Annotated in this window: 10 protein-coding genes; 5 read left to right on the plus strand and 5 right to left on the minus strand. The window is 46.8% G+C overall.

From position 1 onward, the window contains the following. The first annotated feature begins 454 nt into the window (after positions 1-454). Complete coding sequence (gene recJ / locus J4G02_00005) at positions 455-3,034, plus strand: single-stranded-DNA-specific exonuclease RecJ (GenBank protein MCE2392977.1); 2,580 nt, start codon at positions 455-457, stop codon at positions 3,032-3,034. Next, entirely contained in the window at positions 2,994-5,159 is a 2,166-nt protein-coding gene (locus tag J4G02_00010) for a bifunctional (p)ppGpp synthetase/guanosine-3',5'-bis(diphosphate) 3'-pyrophosphohydrolase (protein ID MCE2392978.1), read from the plus strand. Before recJ ends, J4G02_00010 begins: the two co-directional genes overlap by 41 nt. 42 nt (positions 5,160-5,201) lie before the next feature. Here J4G02_00010 and rpmB read toward each other — a convergent pair whose 3' ends face one another. The 5 genes from rpmB to J4G02_00035 all read right to left on the minus strand — a co-directional run bounded on the left by rpmB (position 5,202) and on the right by J4G02_00035 (position 9,578). Beyond that, positions 5,202-5,435, minus strand: coding sequence for a 50S ribosomal protein L28 (gene rpmB, locus J4G02_00015; protein ID MCE2392979.1), 234 nt, complete (start codon positions 5,433-5,435; stop codon positions 5,202-5,204). 196 nt (positions 5,436-5,631) lie between these two features. Then, entirely contained in the window at positions 5,632-7,203 is a 1,572-nt protein-coding gene (locus J4G02_00020; protein ID MCE2392980.1) for a hypothetical protein, read from the minus strand. 87 nt (positions 7,204-7,290) lie between these two features. After that, positions 7,291-8,826, minus strand: a complete 1,536-nt coding sequence (locus J4G02_00025) for an FAD-binding protein (GenBank protein ID MCE2392981.1) — start codon at positions 8,824-8,826, stop codon at positions 7,291-7,293. Between the two features lie 142 nt (positions 8,827-8,968). Then, complete coding sequence (locus tag J4G02_00030; GenBank protein MCE2392982.1) at positions 8,969-9,379, minus strand: PaaI family thioesterase; 411 nt, start codon at positions 9,377-9,379, stop codon at positions 8,969-8,971. 121 nt (positions 9,380-9,500) lie between these two features. Beyond that, entirely contained in the window at positions 9,501-9,578 is a 78-nt protein-coding gene (locus tag J4G02_00035) for a hypothetical protein (protein MCE2392983.1), read from the minus strand. Positions 9,579-9,645: 67 nt separating this feature from the next. Between J4G02_00035 and J4G02_00040 the strand changes: the two genes are divergently transcribed. From J4G02_00040 to J4G02_00050, 3 genes are all read left to right on the plus strand, one after another. Next, positions 9,646-10,866, plus strand: a complete 1,221-nt coding sequence (locus J4G02_00040) for a HEAT repeat domain-containing protein (protein ID MCE2392984.1) — start codon at positions 9,646-9,648, stop codon at positions 10,864-10,866. 473 nt (positions 10,867-11,339) lie between these two features. Then, positions 11,340-12,032, plus strand: a complete 693-nt coding sequence (locus tag J4G02_00045; protein ID MCE2392985.1) for a GNAT family N-acetyltransferase — start codon at positions 11,340-11,342, stop codon at positions 12,030-12,032. A gap of 325 nt (positions 12,033-12,357) precedes the next feature. Continuing rightward, positions 12,358-18,942, plus strand: a complete 6,585-nt coding sequence (locus J4G02_00050; GenBank protein ID MCE2392986.1) for a translocation/assembly module TamB domain-containing protein — start codon at positions 12,358-12,360, stop codon at positions 18,940-18,942. Positions 18,943-19,191: the final 249 nt, after the last annotated feature.

The raw sequence follows: 19,191 nt of genomic DNA on the forward strand, positions 1-19,191 counted from the left end.
TAGGTGGGGAGGTATTTTATCATATATCAAAAGCCTTTCTCACTCTTATCCCTGACAAAACCAAGCAGCATAACACCTTAAAAAAAAATGGGGGCAAGTGAATTGTCAACTTAAATTGACATTTTTTTCTTACCTCCAGTTTTTTCAGCGCGTTCATCATCGCTAGCCTTGTCATCCATTAAGAAAGAGTTGTCAGATTCGGGGAGATACGCTCCGAGATGTTTGATGAATGGATCCTCACACCGCTAACGTCTCATAGCTCGCTAATTCTCAGTCCTTCAAGGATTGGGTCAATGGAACCAAGAGATTGCTAGTGTGTATCTGGGACTGCTAGTATTTTTTTCTAACGCCTAACGACCATTCTGAAAAGAGGTGGAGGGCACCTTGACATTGCCAATTCTTCAACCTCAATCTCTTCTTGACGTGAAAGGAGATTCGTGATAGTATAACTACCATGAAAAGACAGCAGCAAAAGATCTGGGAACCTCTGACGCCAGACATCGAAAAAAGTTCCCGGCTGGCAGTGAGGCTTGGGATTTCACAACTAGTGGCGCAGCTTCTCATCAATCGGGGAATTGAAACGGAAGACGCAGCACATGCGTATCTGTATCCAACCCTTGATCAGCTGCACTCCCCATTTCTACTGCACGGGATGGAGCAGGCAGTGGAGCGCATCCGTTCAGCGATGAAGCGTGGGGAACAGATCTGGATCTTTGGAGACTATGACGTAGATGGCACCACAGCGACTTCGTTGCTGATAAGCACCTTCCGCCATCTTGACTTTCCGGTGAAACCTTATATTCCCAATCGTTTCGAGGAAGGTTACGGACTCAACAAGGAAGCCATTCAAAAGTTGAGGGAGGCTGGCTGCGATCTGTTAATTACCGTTGACTGTGGCATTACCTCGATTGAGGAAGTAGAGTTTGCCAACACGCTCGGTATAGATGTCATCATCACAGATCACCATCAGCCACCACCGGGTTCACTACCTCCTGCAGCTGGCGTAATCACGCCTAAAATGCCAGAGAGCGAATATCCTTTTGATGGACTTGCCGGGGTCGGCTTGGCGTTCAAGTTGGCACACGGATTGATGGGCGGTGGTGATCTAGATCCATTTCTACTATCTCAACTGGATCTGGTTGCACTCGGTACGGTTGTAGACATCGCTCCGCTAGTAGGAGAAAATCGAGTCCTTACAAGTCTTGGTTTAGCCGAAATCAACAAACGGGAGCGACCAGGAATCAAAGCACTCTGTGATGTCGCAAACCATGGCGATGGTAAGCAGATTGTTGGACAGACGCTGGGTTTTATCTTAGGACCCCGAATTAATGCTGCAGGACGGATGGAAACAGCGGGTAAGGTGGTCGAGTTACTCACGGGTGAGTCGTACGATGAAATAATACCAATTGCGAAGAAACTCGATGACCACAACCACCAGCGGAGAGAAGTAGAGAACAAAATTCGCGAGCAGGCGATTGCTAGAATTGAAAAGGACGATGACCATAAAAAGAAGAAAGGGTTGGTTGTCGGTCACGAAGATTGGCACCGGGGAGTTGTTGGGATTGTTGCATCACGGATTCTTGAACGGTATTACCGTCCTGTGTTTATACTCGCAATTGATGGGGACGAAGCGCACGGTTCGGGACGCTGCATTGAGGGCATGAATCTCGCTGACAGCTTAAACGCATGTGACGATTTATTAGTCAAACATGGTGGACATCAGGCGGCAGCAGGGTTAACGATCAAAACGCAGAACATTGATGAATTTGCTGCCCGATTTGATCAGTATGCGTGTGAACATCTCTCCGAGGAAGATCTGATCCCTAGGCTAAAATTGGATCTTGAAGCCCAGTCCTCCTATTTGACGCTGCAAGCCGTAGAGGAATTACAGCTGCTTGAGCCGTTTGGCGAGCAGAATTCACCGCCGCGCCTTGCGCTGCGCAATCTGCGGCTTCAAAGACCACCAACGGTAATGGGCAAGGAAAAGAACCATCTTAAACTGTTCGTAACGGCTGGAGGACAAACCCTTGAAGCCGTTGGGTGGGGGATGGCAGATCACTTCATCGCGCTGAAGAATAAGAACATTCGATTAGACTTGGCTTTTGAACCAGAGATTAACGAATGGAATAATAACCGTGGCGTTCAACTGAAGATTGCAGATCTGTACATCCACACGGTTGAACGAAGCACCGTTGGGAGGATGTTTCCAACAGAGGAGGAAAAAAGCCCGGTTAAAATTGTTGACCACAGAGTTTTGGACAACAAACAGGATTACCTGCGTAAGCTCCTCGCACAGGAAGAACCAACATTGCTCTATGTACGGGACGAGAAAGCGTTGGACCAACTCTTCGCGATGGTTGGCTCAACAGAAAAGATTGGGCGGTGCGAAGCCGAGATGTCTGAAGCCGACAAAGCGGAAGTCGTAGATAAATTGGCACGGGAAAAATTACTTGCAATTGCTTCAGATTGCACGTTGACGCCCCTGCCTCACATCACTCACATAGTTTTTTGCCACCCAACCCCTCAACACCTGACTTTCTTTAATCGATGTCAACCGGCATTCAAGTATCCCGATACGACATATATCCACCTTATTTATCAAGCCAAGGATATGGAATGGATGTGGAAATGTATCTCTTGGGAATATCCAGATAAACAGATCCTTCAAAAACTCTATAAATGCATACAAGCACTCAGTCCAGATAACGGACGTCCAGTTACTCTTGAAGCCGTCATAGCGGGTGCTCATACCGATTCAATCCCGGTGCCTGCTATTAAAAACGGCATTTCAATTCTTGAAGAATTGCGACTTTTAAAGCAATATCCAAATTTTTCAGAACAAGAAATTCGGCTCCTACCACCACCATCAAAGAAGCGTCAACTTCATGAATCCGAAACCTATCTTAACGGTGAACAGATAAAACAAACGAGCCAGTGGTTTTCGGAATTTCAAGTGCGGCAGAATGTTAAACAGATTTGGGAGAGAGTGTCGTATGAGTGTCAACTATCTAATTCGTCAAATCCAAGTATATAACCCCGATGCAGATTGTGATCTGTTGCGAAGAAGCTATAAATTTAGCCAAACCTGTCATCATGGTCAAATGCGGATATCCGGCGACGCTTATTTCTCGCACTGCTTTGAGACAGCCAAGACGTTAGTTGAGTTGAAACTGGACACGGATACCATCTGCGCCGGGCTGCTACATGACGTACTTGAGGATACAGCGGCCACCCGTGACGAACTTGTGGATCAGTTTGGAAACACAATTACCGAATTGGTTGAAGGCGTGACCAATATCAGTAAATATAAGTTCAAGGGCGGGGTTCAACAAAGGCAGGCGGAAAATTACTTGAGGCTGCTTCTTGCAACAGCCAAAGATACCCGCGTTATCCTGATTAAGTTGGCGGATCGGTTGCACAATATGCAAACACTTGCCTCATTGCCACCACATAAACAGGAGCGTATTGCCAAGCAAACTTTTGAGGTTTATGCGCCGCTCGCCCACCGGTTGGGTATTGCGCGGATTAAGAGCAGGCTTGAGGATTTGGCGTTCAAATATCTGCACGCTACCGAATACAGAGAGATTGCTGATCTGCTGGCGGCGAAGTTAGGTGAACGGGAAGCGTATACGAAGTGGATGGTTGATGTTGTCCAACAGGAGTTGGATCTAATGGGGATCAAGGCGAGGGTCTACGGTCGCCCCAAACATCTGTACAGTATCTATCAGAAGATTCATCAGAGAGGGGTGCCGTTTGATCAGATTCGCGATCTATTCGGACTTCGCGTGCTCGTCAATAGCATCGGAGACTGTTATGCAGTGCTTGGAATTCTACACAACAAATGGAACCATATTCCTGAACAATTCAAGGATTTTATCGGTCTTCCCAAAGCGAACGGCTATCGGTCTTTGCACACAACAATTTTAGACCGCGGGCAGCCTGTAGAAATTCAGATTCGGACCCATGAAATGCACCAGATCGCTGAATATGGGATTGCTGCGCATTGGCGGTATAAGGACGGGATGCCGTCGGAAGCAGATAACGAAAGGATTTTTGCTTGGTTCAGAGAAATGCTTGCAGAGATTCAGGAATTCAAGGATCCGTTCCAATTTATCCGTTCTATGAAAGGTGAGTTGTTCCCAGATGAGGTTTTCGTCTTTACGCCCAAAGGGGATCTCCACAGCTTGCCAGCCGGATCAACACCAATCGACTTCGCATACAAGATACACACTGATATTGGACAGACCTGTTCCGGGGCCGAAGTTAATGGCGCGATCGTTCCTTTTAAATATCGGTTGCAGAACGGGGATCGGGTAAAAATACAGACTCGACCGAATGGACATCCAAGCCGTGACTGGTTGCGATGGGTCAACACTGCGCGGGCACGGAATAAAATCCAGTCTTGGCTCAACGAACAAAACCGTGCACAGGCGATTGATTTGGGCAAGAGACTGCTCGAACTTGAGATGCGACAGCGCCAACTGAACTTGAAAGACTATCTCAAATCGGTAGAATTACTTGACATAGCAGAAAAACTAGTTTCGAAAAAGAAGGCGCAACTACCTCTAGTTGACGAGCTGTTTAGACAGATTGGGAATGGCAAGGAGTCGGCAACACATGTCGCCAACTTATTGAACCCTGAGCCGCCTCCGATCGCTGAGAAACAGGAAAGAACAACGCGCCCACCGCAATCTGCGCCATCAATTGAAATGGAAGGTATTGATTTAGATCTGGCGCGTATTATGAAGTGTTGTCATCCTATTCCGGGAGATGAAATCATCGGGTATCTCACGCGGGGACGTGGCATTTCCGTTCATCGCGCGGACTGCCCCCGGATTATTAATGAGCCAGAACGAATTTTTGATATTGAATGGACAGCAGTTGAGAATGTCACTTATCCAGCACCAATCACCGTTGAGTGTGACAACCGCCCCGGAATGTTAGCAGAGATAACAACATTAATCGCTCAATACAAAGTAAATATAGATACAGTCGGTTCTCACAGGTTCAATAAGGAGACCGGCCATGATCAATTCACTCTAGAGGTTAATGGAATCGAACAGCTAGAAGCTATTATGGAGTCAATTCGCTACTTAAAAGGAGTGCGGAGTATCTCCCGGATTACGTCTTTTTCGTCTGACAAACGCAGGAACCTATAACGAGCGTCAAAATCTGACATTACCTATCCCCACACGACACTTTCAATTGCCATAGGCAACTTGTGCCCCACCAGAAATCGATTTTATAATTTTCCCGGTGCGGAGGCATCGCACGCATACACGGACGCGCTGACTCCCACTTTCTGTTTGAATGCGGACCCGCTGTAGGTTTGGTAGTTGTCTATGTTTTGAACGCTTACTGATCTGCCCACGGGTTCGGGCAATTTTATTACCTGCCATCGGTTTTTTTCCACAAACATGGCAAACTCGAGCCAATTGAACCACCTCCTCTCTTCGTAGTGCAGCCCATTAAACATATCATATGCCCTGTTGAAATGCAAGGTTTTTGTGTCTTCTCGATTGAATCTCTATATTGAATCTGCCGAATTCAAGTTTTGAATAAGCCGGGTTTTAAGGCTTTCTTCTGTGCGCTGTAGCGTCGTAGAAGGCCATAATAGCAATAATTGCGCTGCTAGCCACCCGCCGGTGCAATCCGTTCTACCTCCAATCCTTCCGGGCGGAGAAAGTCCTTATAACGCGTCTGTATCTCGACACCATTGAGACTACGGGTAAAACCTGCTGTCTCTGTGAAATGCTTAGCTGTGATTTCGAGCGTATTTTCTCCTCGTTTAATGTTATCCAGTTCCAGTTTGTACCGGAACCAGTGAGCGGACATACCGAGGGGTGCTTGGAGGTGCATCGAACCCGCGAGTCTTACCGGTATGGTCAAGGCACGCTCGTCAGTAATTTCTGCTTCCTCCCACGGCAGTGCCATGCCATTGAAGCGGAATTCAATATCATCCTCAATACAGAAGAAGGAAAAGCGAAGAGTGAGGATCGGTTTGCGCAGCTCGCTGTCGTTCTTGGCGCTTTCAAGGTCATCGGCAACCCAGATGTTGACAGCAGCGGTTTCCCCTTCCTTAAGTTCCAATGGCAGCTGACGCTCCGGTGTGGTTGTTGGTTTGTCCGGCTCTCCCTCTCGTGGTTGGAGTAGATAACGCTTATCGCTCCGTGCATGAACTTCAGGATAAGCGACCTCTCGCAGAATCTGGTATTCCCTTTCGCTGAACGGCCAAGACAGATAGCCGTCATACAACCCAGCCCAGCCATCCCAGCTGAGTGTCTGTGCGAGCGCATTGTACATTTCAATACTTGGCAGACCAACCCGTTCATCATAGACGCGGCGGGGTGGCCGGTAGTAGGCTGCGGCACCGGCTGCATTAGCAGCATCGGGCAGCCACCGAGGTTTCGGCTGCGTCTCGGTCAGCACATACGGATCTTGTCCGACCACATAATCGATGCTACCCTCCTTGAGCCATGTTTCCACATCCAGTCCCATCGACAGGTTTTTCTCTTTCTCAAGATCAACGCGCGCCATAACGGGAATCTCTCTTCCCTGTCGAGTTCCAATAGCGTTTGCCATCTCCCGAATTTCCGCCACGAAGCCATTCATCAACGAAATGTTTTTCTCAATCTCCGCCTGCTTGAAATAATATGAATCGAACATAAAGTCCAACTCGATCCCATCAGCCTCATAGTCCTGCAGCATCTCCCTGAGCACAGCAAGTTTATCCTGTTGCACTAACTCATGCGCAAAATCATAACACCATTCCGCCCTTCCTGCCTCTCCGATGCACACCTCGGCACCATGGTTCCATTTCAGCAAACCGCACCGCTCGCTCCCCGGCGGTGAACTTGCCTGTAACTTCAGGGAAGGAAATACGGTCAACCCCATTTCACGTCCGCGTTTGATGACCTCCTCTACTTGGTCAGTACCCATCTTTTTGGCTTCCTCCACCATTCGCATAATTCGCCAGTCGATGTAATTTTCCCAAACCTCCTTCATCTGCCCCACAACACGCCCAACGTTGCTGTTATGGAAGTACACATCAGCGTATCCAAGTCCTAACACTAAGAGATCGACACCGGTGCCAAGTACCTCATCGACGGGCCATTGGAGTTTAGGGATGGAAGCCGGCGGTTCTATCCGCTTTGCGTTGAAATGATGGGCATCGTTATAATAAATCAGTCGGGGTTTCTGCATCGCTATATTCCTCCTCTGAGGTCAAATCGTGGGAACAGGTTAATAGCTCCTGTAGTTTGGGCGGCAGAAATCGCGTCCCTACGTGTGTCACGCCACAATTCTCGCTGGTTTGCCCTGTTGAAGGACAATATGCTTTTTCCATTTTACATCGTATTGTTTAGGAAAATCCTCTCGATAATGTGCGCCGCGACTCTCAGTGCGCAGAACTGCTGCTTCCGTTATCAATGCCGCAACATCGTGCATATTTTGAAACTCAAATTCCTCGATATTGTGCCAATGGGAATTCAGTTTTAGCGCTTTCAATTCATCGAATGTTGCCTCTAAATCTTTACTATCTCTAACAGGCCCCACCTGCTGCCACATCATCTCTTGCACGAACTCCTGTACCGCTTCAATCGCAGCGTCGGGAGATGCTGTTTGAGAGAGAGTAAAGTCATCAGCAGAGGAAATACGGAGGTTCGCATAGCTGCCAGATTGGATCGAGCGTGCATATTCCACAGCTTTCCTCCCGGCGCGCGTACCAAACACAATACATTCAAATAAAGGATTGTGTGCCAGTGGACTTGCCCCGTGAACGCCGGTACAGGCAACCTCACCACACGCATATAGCCCACGGACGGATGTCTCTGCGTTTAGATTCGTGCAAACACCGCCCATCATGAAATGTGCGGCGGATCTGACAGGAATAACATCGGTGGTAATATCAATTCCAAACTGATGGCAAAACTGATAGATATTGGAAAAGCGACCTCGTATAAAATCAGATGATAGGTGGGTTATATCTAGATAGACACATGGGCTTCCGGTTAATTCCATCTCATTCCAAATCGCACGAGCTACGACATTACACGGCGCCAGTTCCTCCATTTCGTGGTATCTTGCCATGAACCGTTCCCCGCGCGAATTAATTAAAATACCCCCAGCCTCACGTGCCCCTGTACCAATCAAACAGTGCGATGCGTCCATCAGGAACAGAGTCGTCGGATGAAATTGGATAAACTCCATGTCCATCATCTCACAGCCCGCCCGCCAAGCTGCCGCGTAACCATCGCCTGTTGCAATCGCAGGGTTCGACGTACATTGAAAGATGTTTCCAAGCCCGCCTGAGGCGAGGATGGTAGCTTTGGCAAAAATGCAGTGAAGCGCGTCGTTAATAAGGCTAACGACCCCATAGCATCTATCCCCTTGCGTCATCAAGTCGACTACAAAGGCTTGTTCGATTACCCGCACATTCTTCTGGCCTTTGAAGTAATCGGCTAATGTCGTTTCCTCCTCTTTGTCACAATGTGTTCGTGCCTGAATCAATTCTGACACCTGTTGAATACCCTTTTCAACCATCACCTCGACAGCAGGCTGATTGCAGAGGCCAAGACCCGCTTTGAGAGTTGCTTCAACATGGGAAGCGGGCGTAATCTCTTCACTCATGATGGCAGAAATTCCACCTTTAGCATCGGGGTGATTATCTTCTTTTATCGCTTCCTTAGTAATTAGTAGGACATCACCGTGCTGGCTGGCTTCCATCGCTGCGTTTAGCCCGGCGCTCCCGGTACCAATCACTAAGAAATCGGTGTCAATCCTTGGTAATTCGGCTGAATCAAATTGGACGATATATTGACGGGTCATTATAGATCTGATACGGTTAGGAGGATTATACGTGCCCTCCTCTCTTGAATGTAGCCTTGGTTTCGTTCAAAGAAGGCTGGCGTTTTACTACCGGTACGTAAAACTATTGCCAAACATAGGATCACACCACAGTCCGTATGTGTCAAAAAGCACCAGCAACTTTGATCACCTTTCCGTTTCCCTCGACGATTCGAACTCCATCTTCTGAATCGATGTGTGCTTCAACTTCGATGAGACGCTTTCCCAACTTAACTAGATTGGCGGTAACAACCAGTTTATCGCCCGCCATTGCAGGTTTCTTGAATCGGACCTCAAGCTGCGCCGTTACCGCAGGTCCATCAAAGCTCGCGATACCCACATAGGTAATCGCTTCATCGAGGAGTGTACTCAAGATTCCGCCGTGGATTACATTTGCCCAGCCTTGAAAATGACCGGGGGGTGTGCACTCAATCTTGACCCGCGTTCCATCGGGGGAGATATCTGGATTAACCTGCAATCCAAAAGGGTTTTCCTTACCACATGCAAAACATTGATTGTTGTTCTCAACGCGCATCCATCAACTCCTGCTGATTTGTCAAACCTAACATAAAATCGTATTGTAGCACACCGTATGACAAAAGGCAAATGAAATCCAGAACCTTACCTGCCATTATAACCGGAGCAAATATCAGCTACTAACGCTGAAATTTTTGCTGATAATTCTCTTGACAGAAACACGAATATTTTGTAAACTTAACTTCCACGCAAAAGATATATGCGCTGAGAAGGACGTTCTACCCAATAAATCCCTTAAATGAAAGAGGAGAAAAAGAGTTAGATATGAAAAAGTTTTCAACCCTACTGATATTTCTTATTTTGGCGGTTAGTGTCGGGTGTGAGCAAGAACAACCTATTACACAACTTGAAGTCGGGAAAAATAAGCTGCTCAATGCCGGTTTAGCAATCGAGGCCGTTAACCACCTGAAAAGAGCGGAAATTGAGGAAGCCAAAACCGAGGCGGAAAAAGTGGAACCACGGGCATTGTTATTGATTGCCTACTCATATGCCATCTTTACCGGGGATGCTAAAACTCAAGAAGCTGAAATTCCGGGATTGGAAGCCGAGTATAAACAAGCACGGGAGGAAAGGATTGCAACATTAAGCAGCACTGAAATGAAGAAAATACTGCAACTGCTGGCTGAAAGACATCGTACACAAGACGCAACTATACAGATCTTGGTCGATAAAGGAGCAGATGCTGCTCCTGTATTACTCGAATATCTTGGCACTAGAAGGTATATGGTCCTTAGACCCGACTTGATTGAGATCCTATATCAAATCGGGTCCGAAGCTATAGACCACTTAACCGCTGCACTCAAGAATGCCGAAACCTCCCCAGAGATGAAAATGACACTGACGCAGTTGATTGGGCGGATAAACGATCCGCGCGCTATTCCTGCTCTAGAGGCAGTCCAAAGCGGGAGTACCCCGGGGCTGAGAATGGAAATCAACATCGCGCTTTATAACCTTGGCAAGCAAGAGTATAGAACAGAAATCATCAATGGGTTAAACGATAACGATGTTGAGGTGCGGCGTGCAGCTGCGCAAGCGATGTTAAAACTTGACGATCCGCCGGTAGATGAAATTGTTAACGCGCTCAAGGATCTCGATCCCCGAGTGCGTATGTACGCAGCCCAAACGCTTAAACAATATCCAACTGAAAAAGCTATCGATCGGCTCATTGAAATTCTGGTAGCTGATACAGACGAGTCCGCTAGAGAAGCAGCCGGAAAAGCTTTAATCGTTCATGCTAGTCAAGATTTTGGACAAGGGATTGCACGGCAACTCATTCAAGCGTTACCGACTGTGAGCGATCCAAAAGAGAGGATACGAATTGTCTTAGTCCTCAAAAAAGATGCACTTATAAAGCAGATTAAGAACGCACCAAGAACGTATGATAGTAATATTGAACTTGACCTCTATCTTTATTCTGCAAACGTAGAACAGAACGATATGGTTAAAGAAGAGCTCAGCATGTTGTTGAATACTTTGGGACGTTAAAGGGGCTCTTGAGCGCTTGAAAATACCACGATGCTCTCAGCCATCTTGCGTGAATTGATACAAAATACCGGCGATATCGACTGAAACAGCATATATTTAACTCTAACCATTGATTGGGTAATGTCGTTTGCTATGTAGCCGTGCAAGATGCGGTGTAGTAGCGCATATAAGTTGCAATGTATAAAGTCGGTGAATAGTCGTTAATTTTGCCCAGTATAAATCGCGTCCTAGAGTTTATTCAGTCATTTCTCGGTTCTCGGTGGTAAAACTAGGTCTAGTTGATTCAACCAGCAGATTTTTCTTTCTAATGCTGGTTATTTGATTACTTGTTGCTAATCTGATATCGGAGAACCATACGCCATATTTCCAGGATCTTTAAGATAATTCTGTGTTGTTAACACACCGAACCCTATATCACCTGAAAATATCCCAACATTTAATTCTCCCGGATAGCGACTGGAAGTAGGCCGACTATGTCCCGTTTATGTTCCGCACTCGGAACAGTTGTTAGCCCAGCTACCCATGTTGATGTGCCCGGACAGACGGACTACAAGGGTCGGTTTATTGTACTGTCACCGATCAATCCGCAAGCTGATGCTCAAGAACTCTACAGCTGCACCCACGGCTCGGACATGAAGGAGCAGATATGGACCTACATGAGTTATGGTCCCTTTGACAGTGTACAGGGTATGCGACAGTGGCTTGAAGTTAGTGCAAAATCGAAAGATCCACTCTTTTTCACGGTACATCATCGCGAATCGAAGCGCCGGGTGGGGATGGTGGGTTTTCTAAACATCATCTCCGATATGCGACGACTCGAGTTAGGACACATTTGGTATTCGCTCAATGCTCAAAGATCAAACGTAAATACGGAATGTATATATCTAATGCTCTGTGAGGCATTCGATAGGCTGAAATACCGTCGCGTGGAGTGGAAATGTGATTCCCTGAATAAGCGATCGCGACTCGCCGCCCTCCGTCTCGGTTTTCAGTTTGAAGGTATCTTCAAACAACACATGATCGTGAAAGGTCGAAATCGGGATACTGCATGGTATTCACTATTAGACAACGAGTGGGCTGATGTGAAGAAGAACATGGAAATATGGTTGTATCATAATCCGAACCAGCAGTTGTCCTTAACAACACTCAATAGCAATAGGTCCTGACTGATTGAAATTGTCTTCAAATCCTATAATCTGAAAAAAGTCTGCTGTTGTCGACGCTGAGCACGAGTATCCAGAATTAGATTAAAAATAGCCTTCTACTCCCCTCTCCTTCCACTTTGCGATTCAGTTCTTAACTATGCAGTATGTACTGCCTGCTGAAGCAGTTGCTGCGTGAAATCTGAATCCTCGCCTCTTCTTCCTATATTTTTCTGATGTTGACATCCCAAATTTGCTATGGTATAAATTGGAGCGAATCCCGACATCCGCTTTTGGCGTTTTCTGGCGTTGAAACCTTGTCAAAAATAAAAAGGTTGAGATAAATTCTATGCGCAAACGATACAAACGCTTAATCCTATTTGCCTGTCTTGGAGGGGCTGTAATCCTTGGAGGCTTTCTGTTTTTGCGTTCTTCCTATATACTTAACCGGGTGCGCCTAGTGTTAGAGTCTCAACTGCAGAAACAGTTGAAACACTCGGTCACCATTGACGAGATTTCTGGAAATGTGTTCACCGGCTTGAATATCAAGAACATTGAGATCGCAGACGAGAACCCAGAAAATCCTCCGCTAATTGCTCTAGATGAAATACGGATAAGATATCGATTATGGAGTTTGGCGCGGGGGAAATTCCTCATCACTCAACTGCATTTTATCCATCCCCAGATTAATACACGCACCGGGGCAGACCGAACTATCAATTTAGCCAAGCTAATCCCGAAACGCGAATCCGGCACGGGCGTGAATTTTCCGCTTCAACTGCTAATCTCTGATATGAATATCGAAGATATCAGTATTGAAGGTGGAATTATCAATTTTGAAGATGAGAGCAGCGCCCTCAGAGTTGCGATAAGGGGGATTTACAGTCGTAGTCGTGTTGACGGTCCTTTGAGCAACTGGAAGTATGGCGGGCATCTGGAGGTGCGAGATGGACGTTTTGAACTGAACGGTGTTGAAACGAAGATCGATGAATTTAGAACTGAATTTGCATTACAGAAGAATCGGGGTGCATTGCACTCATTACGCTTGGCGCTAGGAAATTCTCTGCTGACCGTCGCTGGTGAGGCAAATGCTCTTGGCAAACAACCTCCCCAAATCAAGACACAAATCCAAATAACCCTCGACCTCCGTGACGTACAAGAAATTCTGTCTGCTCCGGGGGAAATTGAAGGGGTGGCAGAAGTAGCTGTGGAAGCCAGTGGCCCACTTTCGGAAGTTGTCGGGACTATTGGAATTAGCCTTCCCATTGTCCAGTTAAATGCACTTGAATTTGAGAATTTCACTCTCCAAGCGGAGTTCACACCGCGTGGCGTTAAAGTTACCAATATTGATGCCCTGTTCGCCTCCGGACAGCTGACAGGGGCGGCAGAAGTTGACCTTCAGCCTACCAAAGACGATTCGCAACAAGAGGATTCGCAACGCCTCGCCTACGAAGGTTGGTTACAACTTAACTCGATTCGCACCGAGCAACTGTTACCCATTATAGATTTCCCCCAAACTCTCTTGGACCTAAAGGCAGATTTGGATGGTAAAGTCCAATTTAGCGGTAACGGCACAGATCTCCACAAAATCAACCTTGATGGAAACCTGCAGCTGGATAATGCTATGTTAAACGGCGTGCCAATCCTCCGTTCGGAAGCACGTTATCAACTCAGCAATGAACAGCTGTCTATTTCAGCGAACTTTGACGCTGCCCAGATCGAAATCAATGGAACTCCCGGCTTAACCGGTCCGCACGATATGGACCTGAATATCACGAGAATTGACATCGGTAAATTCTCGCGAATCTTGCAAGTGCCGGACCTTGCTGGCGAAGGCACGCTTACCGGGAAAAGTAGCGCCGGTGCAGGAAACATTTCTCTTTATTCGCTGCAAGGTCTTCTCAGGGTTCCAGAAGCAACGTTGTATGAGGTGCCAATTGGGGTGCTGACAACAGATTTTCATTATACCCAAAATAAGGTGCTCCTGAACTCGATACGCCTTGTCAAAGGGGAAAGCGAATTGATGGCCGATGGGGTTGCTCATATGGAGGGAGATACGCCGATAGATCTCAAGGTGCGTGCTCAGCCACTCCAGATCGCAGACTATGTGAGGCTAGCAGGCGATGATTATCCAATTGAAGGCATTGTGACCGGTGAGTTGGTGCTGGATGGAACTTTAGCACGGCTTAATGGTCGCGGGACCCTTCAGATTGAGAACGCTAAAGCATGGGATCTGGCGCTTGATCCGTTAACCCTGCCGCTAGAGATTGAGAATTATCTCGTGAAAATCCCAGATTTTGAATTGTTAACCCGCGGCCAAAAAGGCGTCCTCAACGCACAGCTTGCCCCAAATCAGGACTATGTAATCGACTTTCAAAGTGAGTCCATGCGACTAGCAGAGATTGCGATTGCACGCGGAATGACCGATTTCCTGTTGGATGCCGATTTGGTTGTAACAGCGAACGGTCAAGCAAACGCGGCGGATCCACTCGTGAATGTAACGTTCGACTTCTCAAATGTTACCTACGCAGGCAATCCACTAGAGGATGTTTACATAACTGGCAGCTACAGAAACAACGCTCTCAATTTTGAAGGTATGGGTTTTAATGATACCTGTCAGATTCGCGGAGTCCTGGAATCAGTTATAGGCAGCCCTTATCAGATTGTTGTTGATGGTCGGGGAGTCGATCTGCTTCCATTCCTACGCATCTTTAATGTGGCGGATTATTTCACAGGTACAGCCGATGGTAGCGTTGAAATTGAAGGAATGTTAGAGGATTTGTCGAAATTTAAGTTCCAGATGTCCCTGCCCGAGGCTGCGCTGGATGTTAATGGTCGTCAGTTGACTAATCCGGCTCCAATTCGCGTTGCCTTTGTGGATGACCTTTGGCATATTCAATCTTTGGTCCTTGCTGATACACATGATGGCAGCCCATTCCTGAGTGCGGAAGGTTTTTTCCCTATTCCGGGCGGGCCAGAATCCCCTCCATCACATCGCGATTCTGAGACTACCAATACATTCAGTTTCAATGTAGAATCCGATGGGTTTCCGCTTGAGGGATTGTCGTACCTGTTGGGACTACCGCCACTCCTTTCAGGAAACGCCAGTTACAAATTCACGGGGGCTGGAACCTATGAAGCGCCACAGTTAGCGCTGAATTGGAACATTCCAGATCTAGTGCTTCAAACCCCTATCGGACAAATACCAATTCATGAAACTGTGGGCGGTCTCGTCTATAAGGACGGGAGCCTTAACGTTGAATCTTTTGATCTGCTCCTACTTGGCAATCCCATTGAAGTGCAAGGGAAACTACAAATCGATCTCAAATCTTTGCCATCTTCACGCCTTAGCCTCCGTGCTTCCTGTCCAAATTTTAGGTTAGATACGCGCGCCTTTCAGAATTTACCGGAGTACCTAAACAATCATTTAATCCTGTTCGATCTGGATGCACAAATTACTGGCAGTCTGGCTCAGCCGGAGTTGATCGCCTCAATTAATGCGACGCAAAAGACACTACAACTCGTGGATCTACCCCAGCCTATTGAAGACTTGAAAGTTGCGCTTCAGGTCTCGGCTGGGCAGAAAGTATCACATGATTTAATCACTATAACTCTGAAATCCGCCGATTGGCAGTTCGATGGTGGACGGTATCACGCATCAGGAGTTTGGAGTTTGCCCAAAACAGATAAGGGGTTACGCCTGACGTCATTTATAGACGTTCTGGAACAAAGCGATTCAGTCAAGTTTCAGCTGGACGTCAATGGGGCGGATGTAAATCTCGTTACTCCTCTGAACTATATCATGAAACGTGAACTCCACGATATAGGAGGTAGAGCTGATATAGCACTTGAGTTACAGGGCAGCGGTTATCACCCCGACCAAATATCAGCAACCCTCATGTGCGGTAATCTGCGTGTCGAGATCAACAACCGTCACTTACACAATATCGATAATATTTGGGGTCATTTCAGAAACGGACAACTGATACTTGCGCCCGCCCAGATAGGTGAGGACAATATCGCTTGGCTTAACGCGAGAGGCACTATGGGCCTCGATGGAAATCTGAACCTCCACTTAGGAATCGATCGAGTGCCTTATGGTATACTTATGCCGGCGATAACGCTAACTCTGTTCGAGCGATCTTTTCTCAAGTTTGATGGTTTCCTTACAAGCCAAATCCGTGTCCGTGGTAATCTTACGAATCCAATTATAACCGCAGAATGGGAGTCGGATGGTTACGTTGGAAATGCCAACCTTAAAGACAGTGGAAGAGCTAATTATAAAGAAAAATTGCTTTCCATCTACAATACGCAGCGCATCGCTGGGGTAGACAAGCAGTTGGAAATGTCTGGCACAATTCCAATTGATCTTGCCTTTCAGCCGCTACCCCTTAAGGACCGATTCCTAGATCTGCCCATTGACTTGAAACTCCAAGGACAACAGATTTCATTGGCGCCCCTAGGCTTACTGCTCCATCCGGTGATTGAACACACCAATGGGGTTGCTGACATAGATCTCAGAATACAAGGTACAACCGCGTCGCCTTATCCGCAGGGTACATTTTCGGCTCAACAGGGCACGGTGAAGTTCGCAAACTTTGATACACCTATTTCAAACGGGACGTTTGAGTTACAGGCGGATAGAGGGCAAATCCGTATCAGCACGCTCAGTTTTCAGGTCGGTCAAGGAGAATATACAACGGAAATCAATTGCGCGTTGGCGGGTATCATCGCAACTGATTTTGAGATTAGCCGGTTCACAGCACATAAAGCGAGAATTGCCGACTTTGTTGGAGATCAGTCACGGTTACTTAATCCTACCGTGTCCGGGTTCTTACCTCCGGAAGTAATTGGGACAGAGGCGATACCGGCTGAAGTGTTGGACGGATATATTACGGCGGAAGCTAGTTTAAAAATCCCGATAAACCAGTTCGTCATCCCCGGCAAAACCGCGTGGATCCCGCAATTCATCAAGCCATTCAATCCACCAAATGTGATTAAATATGTAACGGGCCAGCTAAATATCCAGAATATTCTGATCGAAGGCTTAGACTATAAGATCCGGAACCCTAGACCAATTGAAATCAAGCTGGCAAACCAGAAACTCAGCTTGGAAGAAGGATTTAGTCTGGAAGACCAAGAGTTAACGGTAGGCGATGCAAAACGCCTTCGAGTGATGGGATTTGGAAGTTGGGAGCTTGGAAAAAAATTACTCTTTCATGTTGAAATGCAGAATCTGGATCTCGGATTCATTTCGGGGTTCCTCCCTGCAGCTTACGCTGTACGGGGCTCCCTCAACGCTTCGCTTGATATACGTGGAACGGATGCGGACCCGAAAATCTCCTTCGCTTGGGAAACTCCGGAACTACGGATAAACCAGGCAGAGGTTGATCAATTTACCGGTAATATCACATACGAAAATCGAAAGATTCGAGTTAGTGGTAGGCAAGGCAGTGATGCCCAGGTGTCTATTGGGAAAAATCGCGCTACGCTGTCCGTGTTAATTCCATTTTATCTATCTCTAGTAGAATTCAAAGCAGAACCGTTGCCAGAAGATATTGAGGGCGGATTAGATATAGCCATCGAAGATTCAGAATTCCTATCCCTTATTTTTCCCCAGTTTGCTTTTACCCAAGGCACGGGTGTCGTTAATGCTACGCTTGGCGGTCAATTTGATTCACCGATGCTTAAAGGATCCGCAAATTTGAGAGGGGTTGCGTTTGAACTGCCGAAATCACATATCAGTTTGGCAAATGGAACAGCGCATCTCAATTTGACTGAGAAAGGTGTGAGCATCCAACGTATAACAGGTGATCTGAATGGTGGCACCTTTGAGATTAGCGGTATGATACAGTCTAACTGGTTCGATGTACGCCATATAGATCTCGTCGCTGAATTGAGTGAGGGAACCACGTTTAGGAAACCGGGACTTTACGAAGTTGAGTGTCAGCGGATCAATTTACAAATGAGAGGAAATATCACGACAGATGGAAATCTTCAACTTCCACCGTTAAGGGGTTCGATTCGTGTCAAGAGGGGGCTATACGAGCAAGACTGGAGGCAGTTGGTTCAGGATCTGCTTGATAAGACGGCCGAGGTGCAGTTTGAAGTCTGGTTTGATTATCCCATCGTGCGCGATCTTCAGCTAGATCTTGATGTCATCGCTCCGAACAACTTTTGGGTAGAATCAAATCTGGGAGAGGTTGTCACATATATCGGAGAAATTGAAATCGAAACATCTATCAACGGTGAACTCGTCGGCCCCATTCAGAAACCGATTTTTAGCGGGAGGGTGGATCTGTTAGAAGGTGAATTATCTCTCTCCGGTGCTCACAAATTCGAGATTAGAGAGGGGTCGTATGTAGAAAACAAAAATGCGCTAGAATTTAACCCGTCGTATCAAATTACCGCCGAGACGATCGAACCAATTCGGACCGTCCAGGTTCCAACTACAGACGGGGAAGTCCATACGAGGGACCTCAGAGTTGAAATGCATTTTAATGGTTATCTTAGGGATAAACATAATCCGGAGTTTCGAGCGGAGGTTCTCAGAAAAGGCACCGGCGAACATTACGACCTGACTCAACAGCAAATCCTGTCTATTTTAACTTTCGGTGGCGCGAATCCGCTCGACTCTGAAGGCTATACGCCAGCCGATTTCGTTCAAGGGATTTTAGGTAGAACACTTGCAAAAGCAACCGGCTTTAGCAAAACTCATTTCGACGTGAGTCCGGACAATTTTGAACAGTCGCGATTTCTTTTGACGAAGGAACTCTCGGAACACCTTTCGTTGACCTACTCATCTACCTTTCAACTTCACACAGAACCTCGCATTGAGGTTGAATATCAGATTGATCGACACATTTATATCAAAGGAGAACGGAATGAGCGTGGAAAATACGGCATAGACCTCAAGCTAGAACGGCGATTTTAGATGTGTCCAACTCTTATCGTACTGGTTGCATCACAACGCAAAATGCACTCTGCAAAATGGTTGGTGATAGACACCCATGATACAAAAACCTAACAGAATTGCCATAATCTCGTAACATCTCGCTGTTACAATGACGTTTTCTTATGCCTGGTCTTTGAATGTTTGATCGCATCTTTGGCGTCCCACTATCTATAGGCTAGATGGTGATGTCAGTGCGAAACCATCACCCTAAAGAAATCAAAAAAAATC

The organism is Candidatus Poribacteria bacterium, assembly GCA_021295755.1.
GTDB lineage: Bacteria > Poribacteria > WGA-4E > WGA-4E > PCPOR2b > PCPOR2b.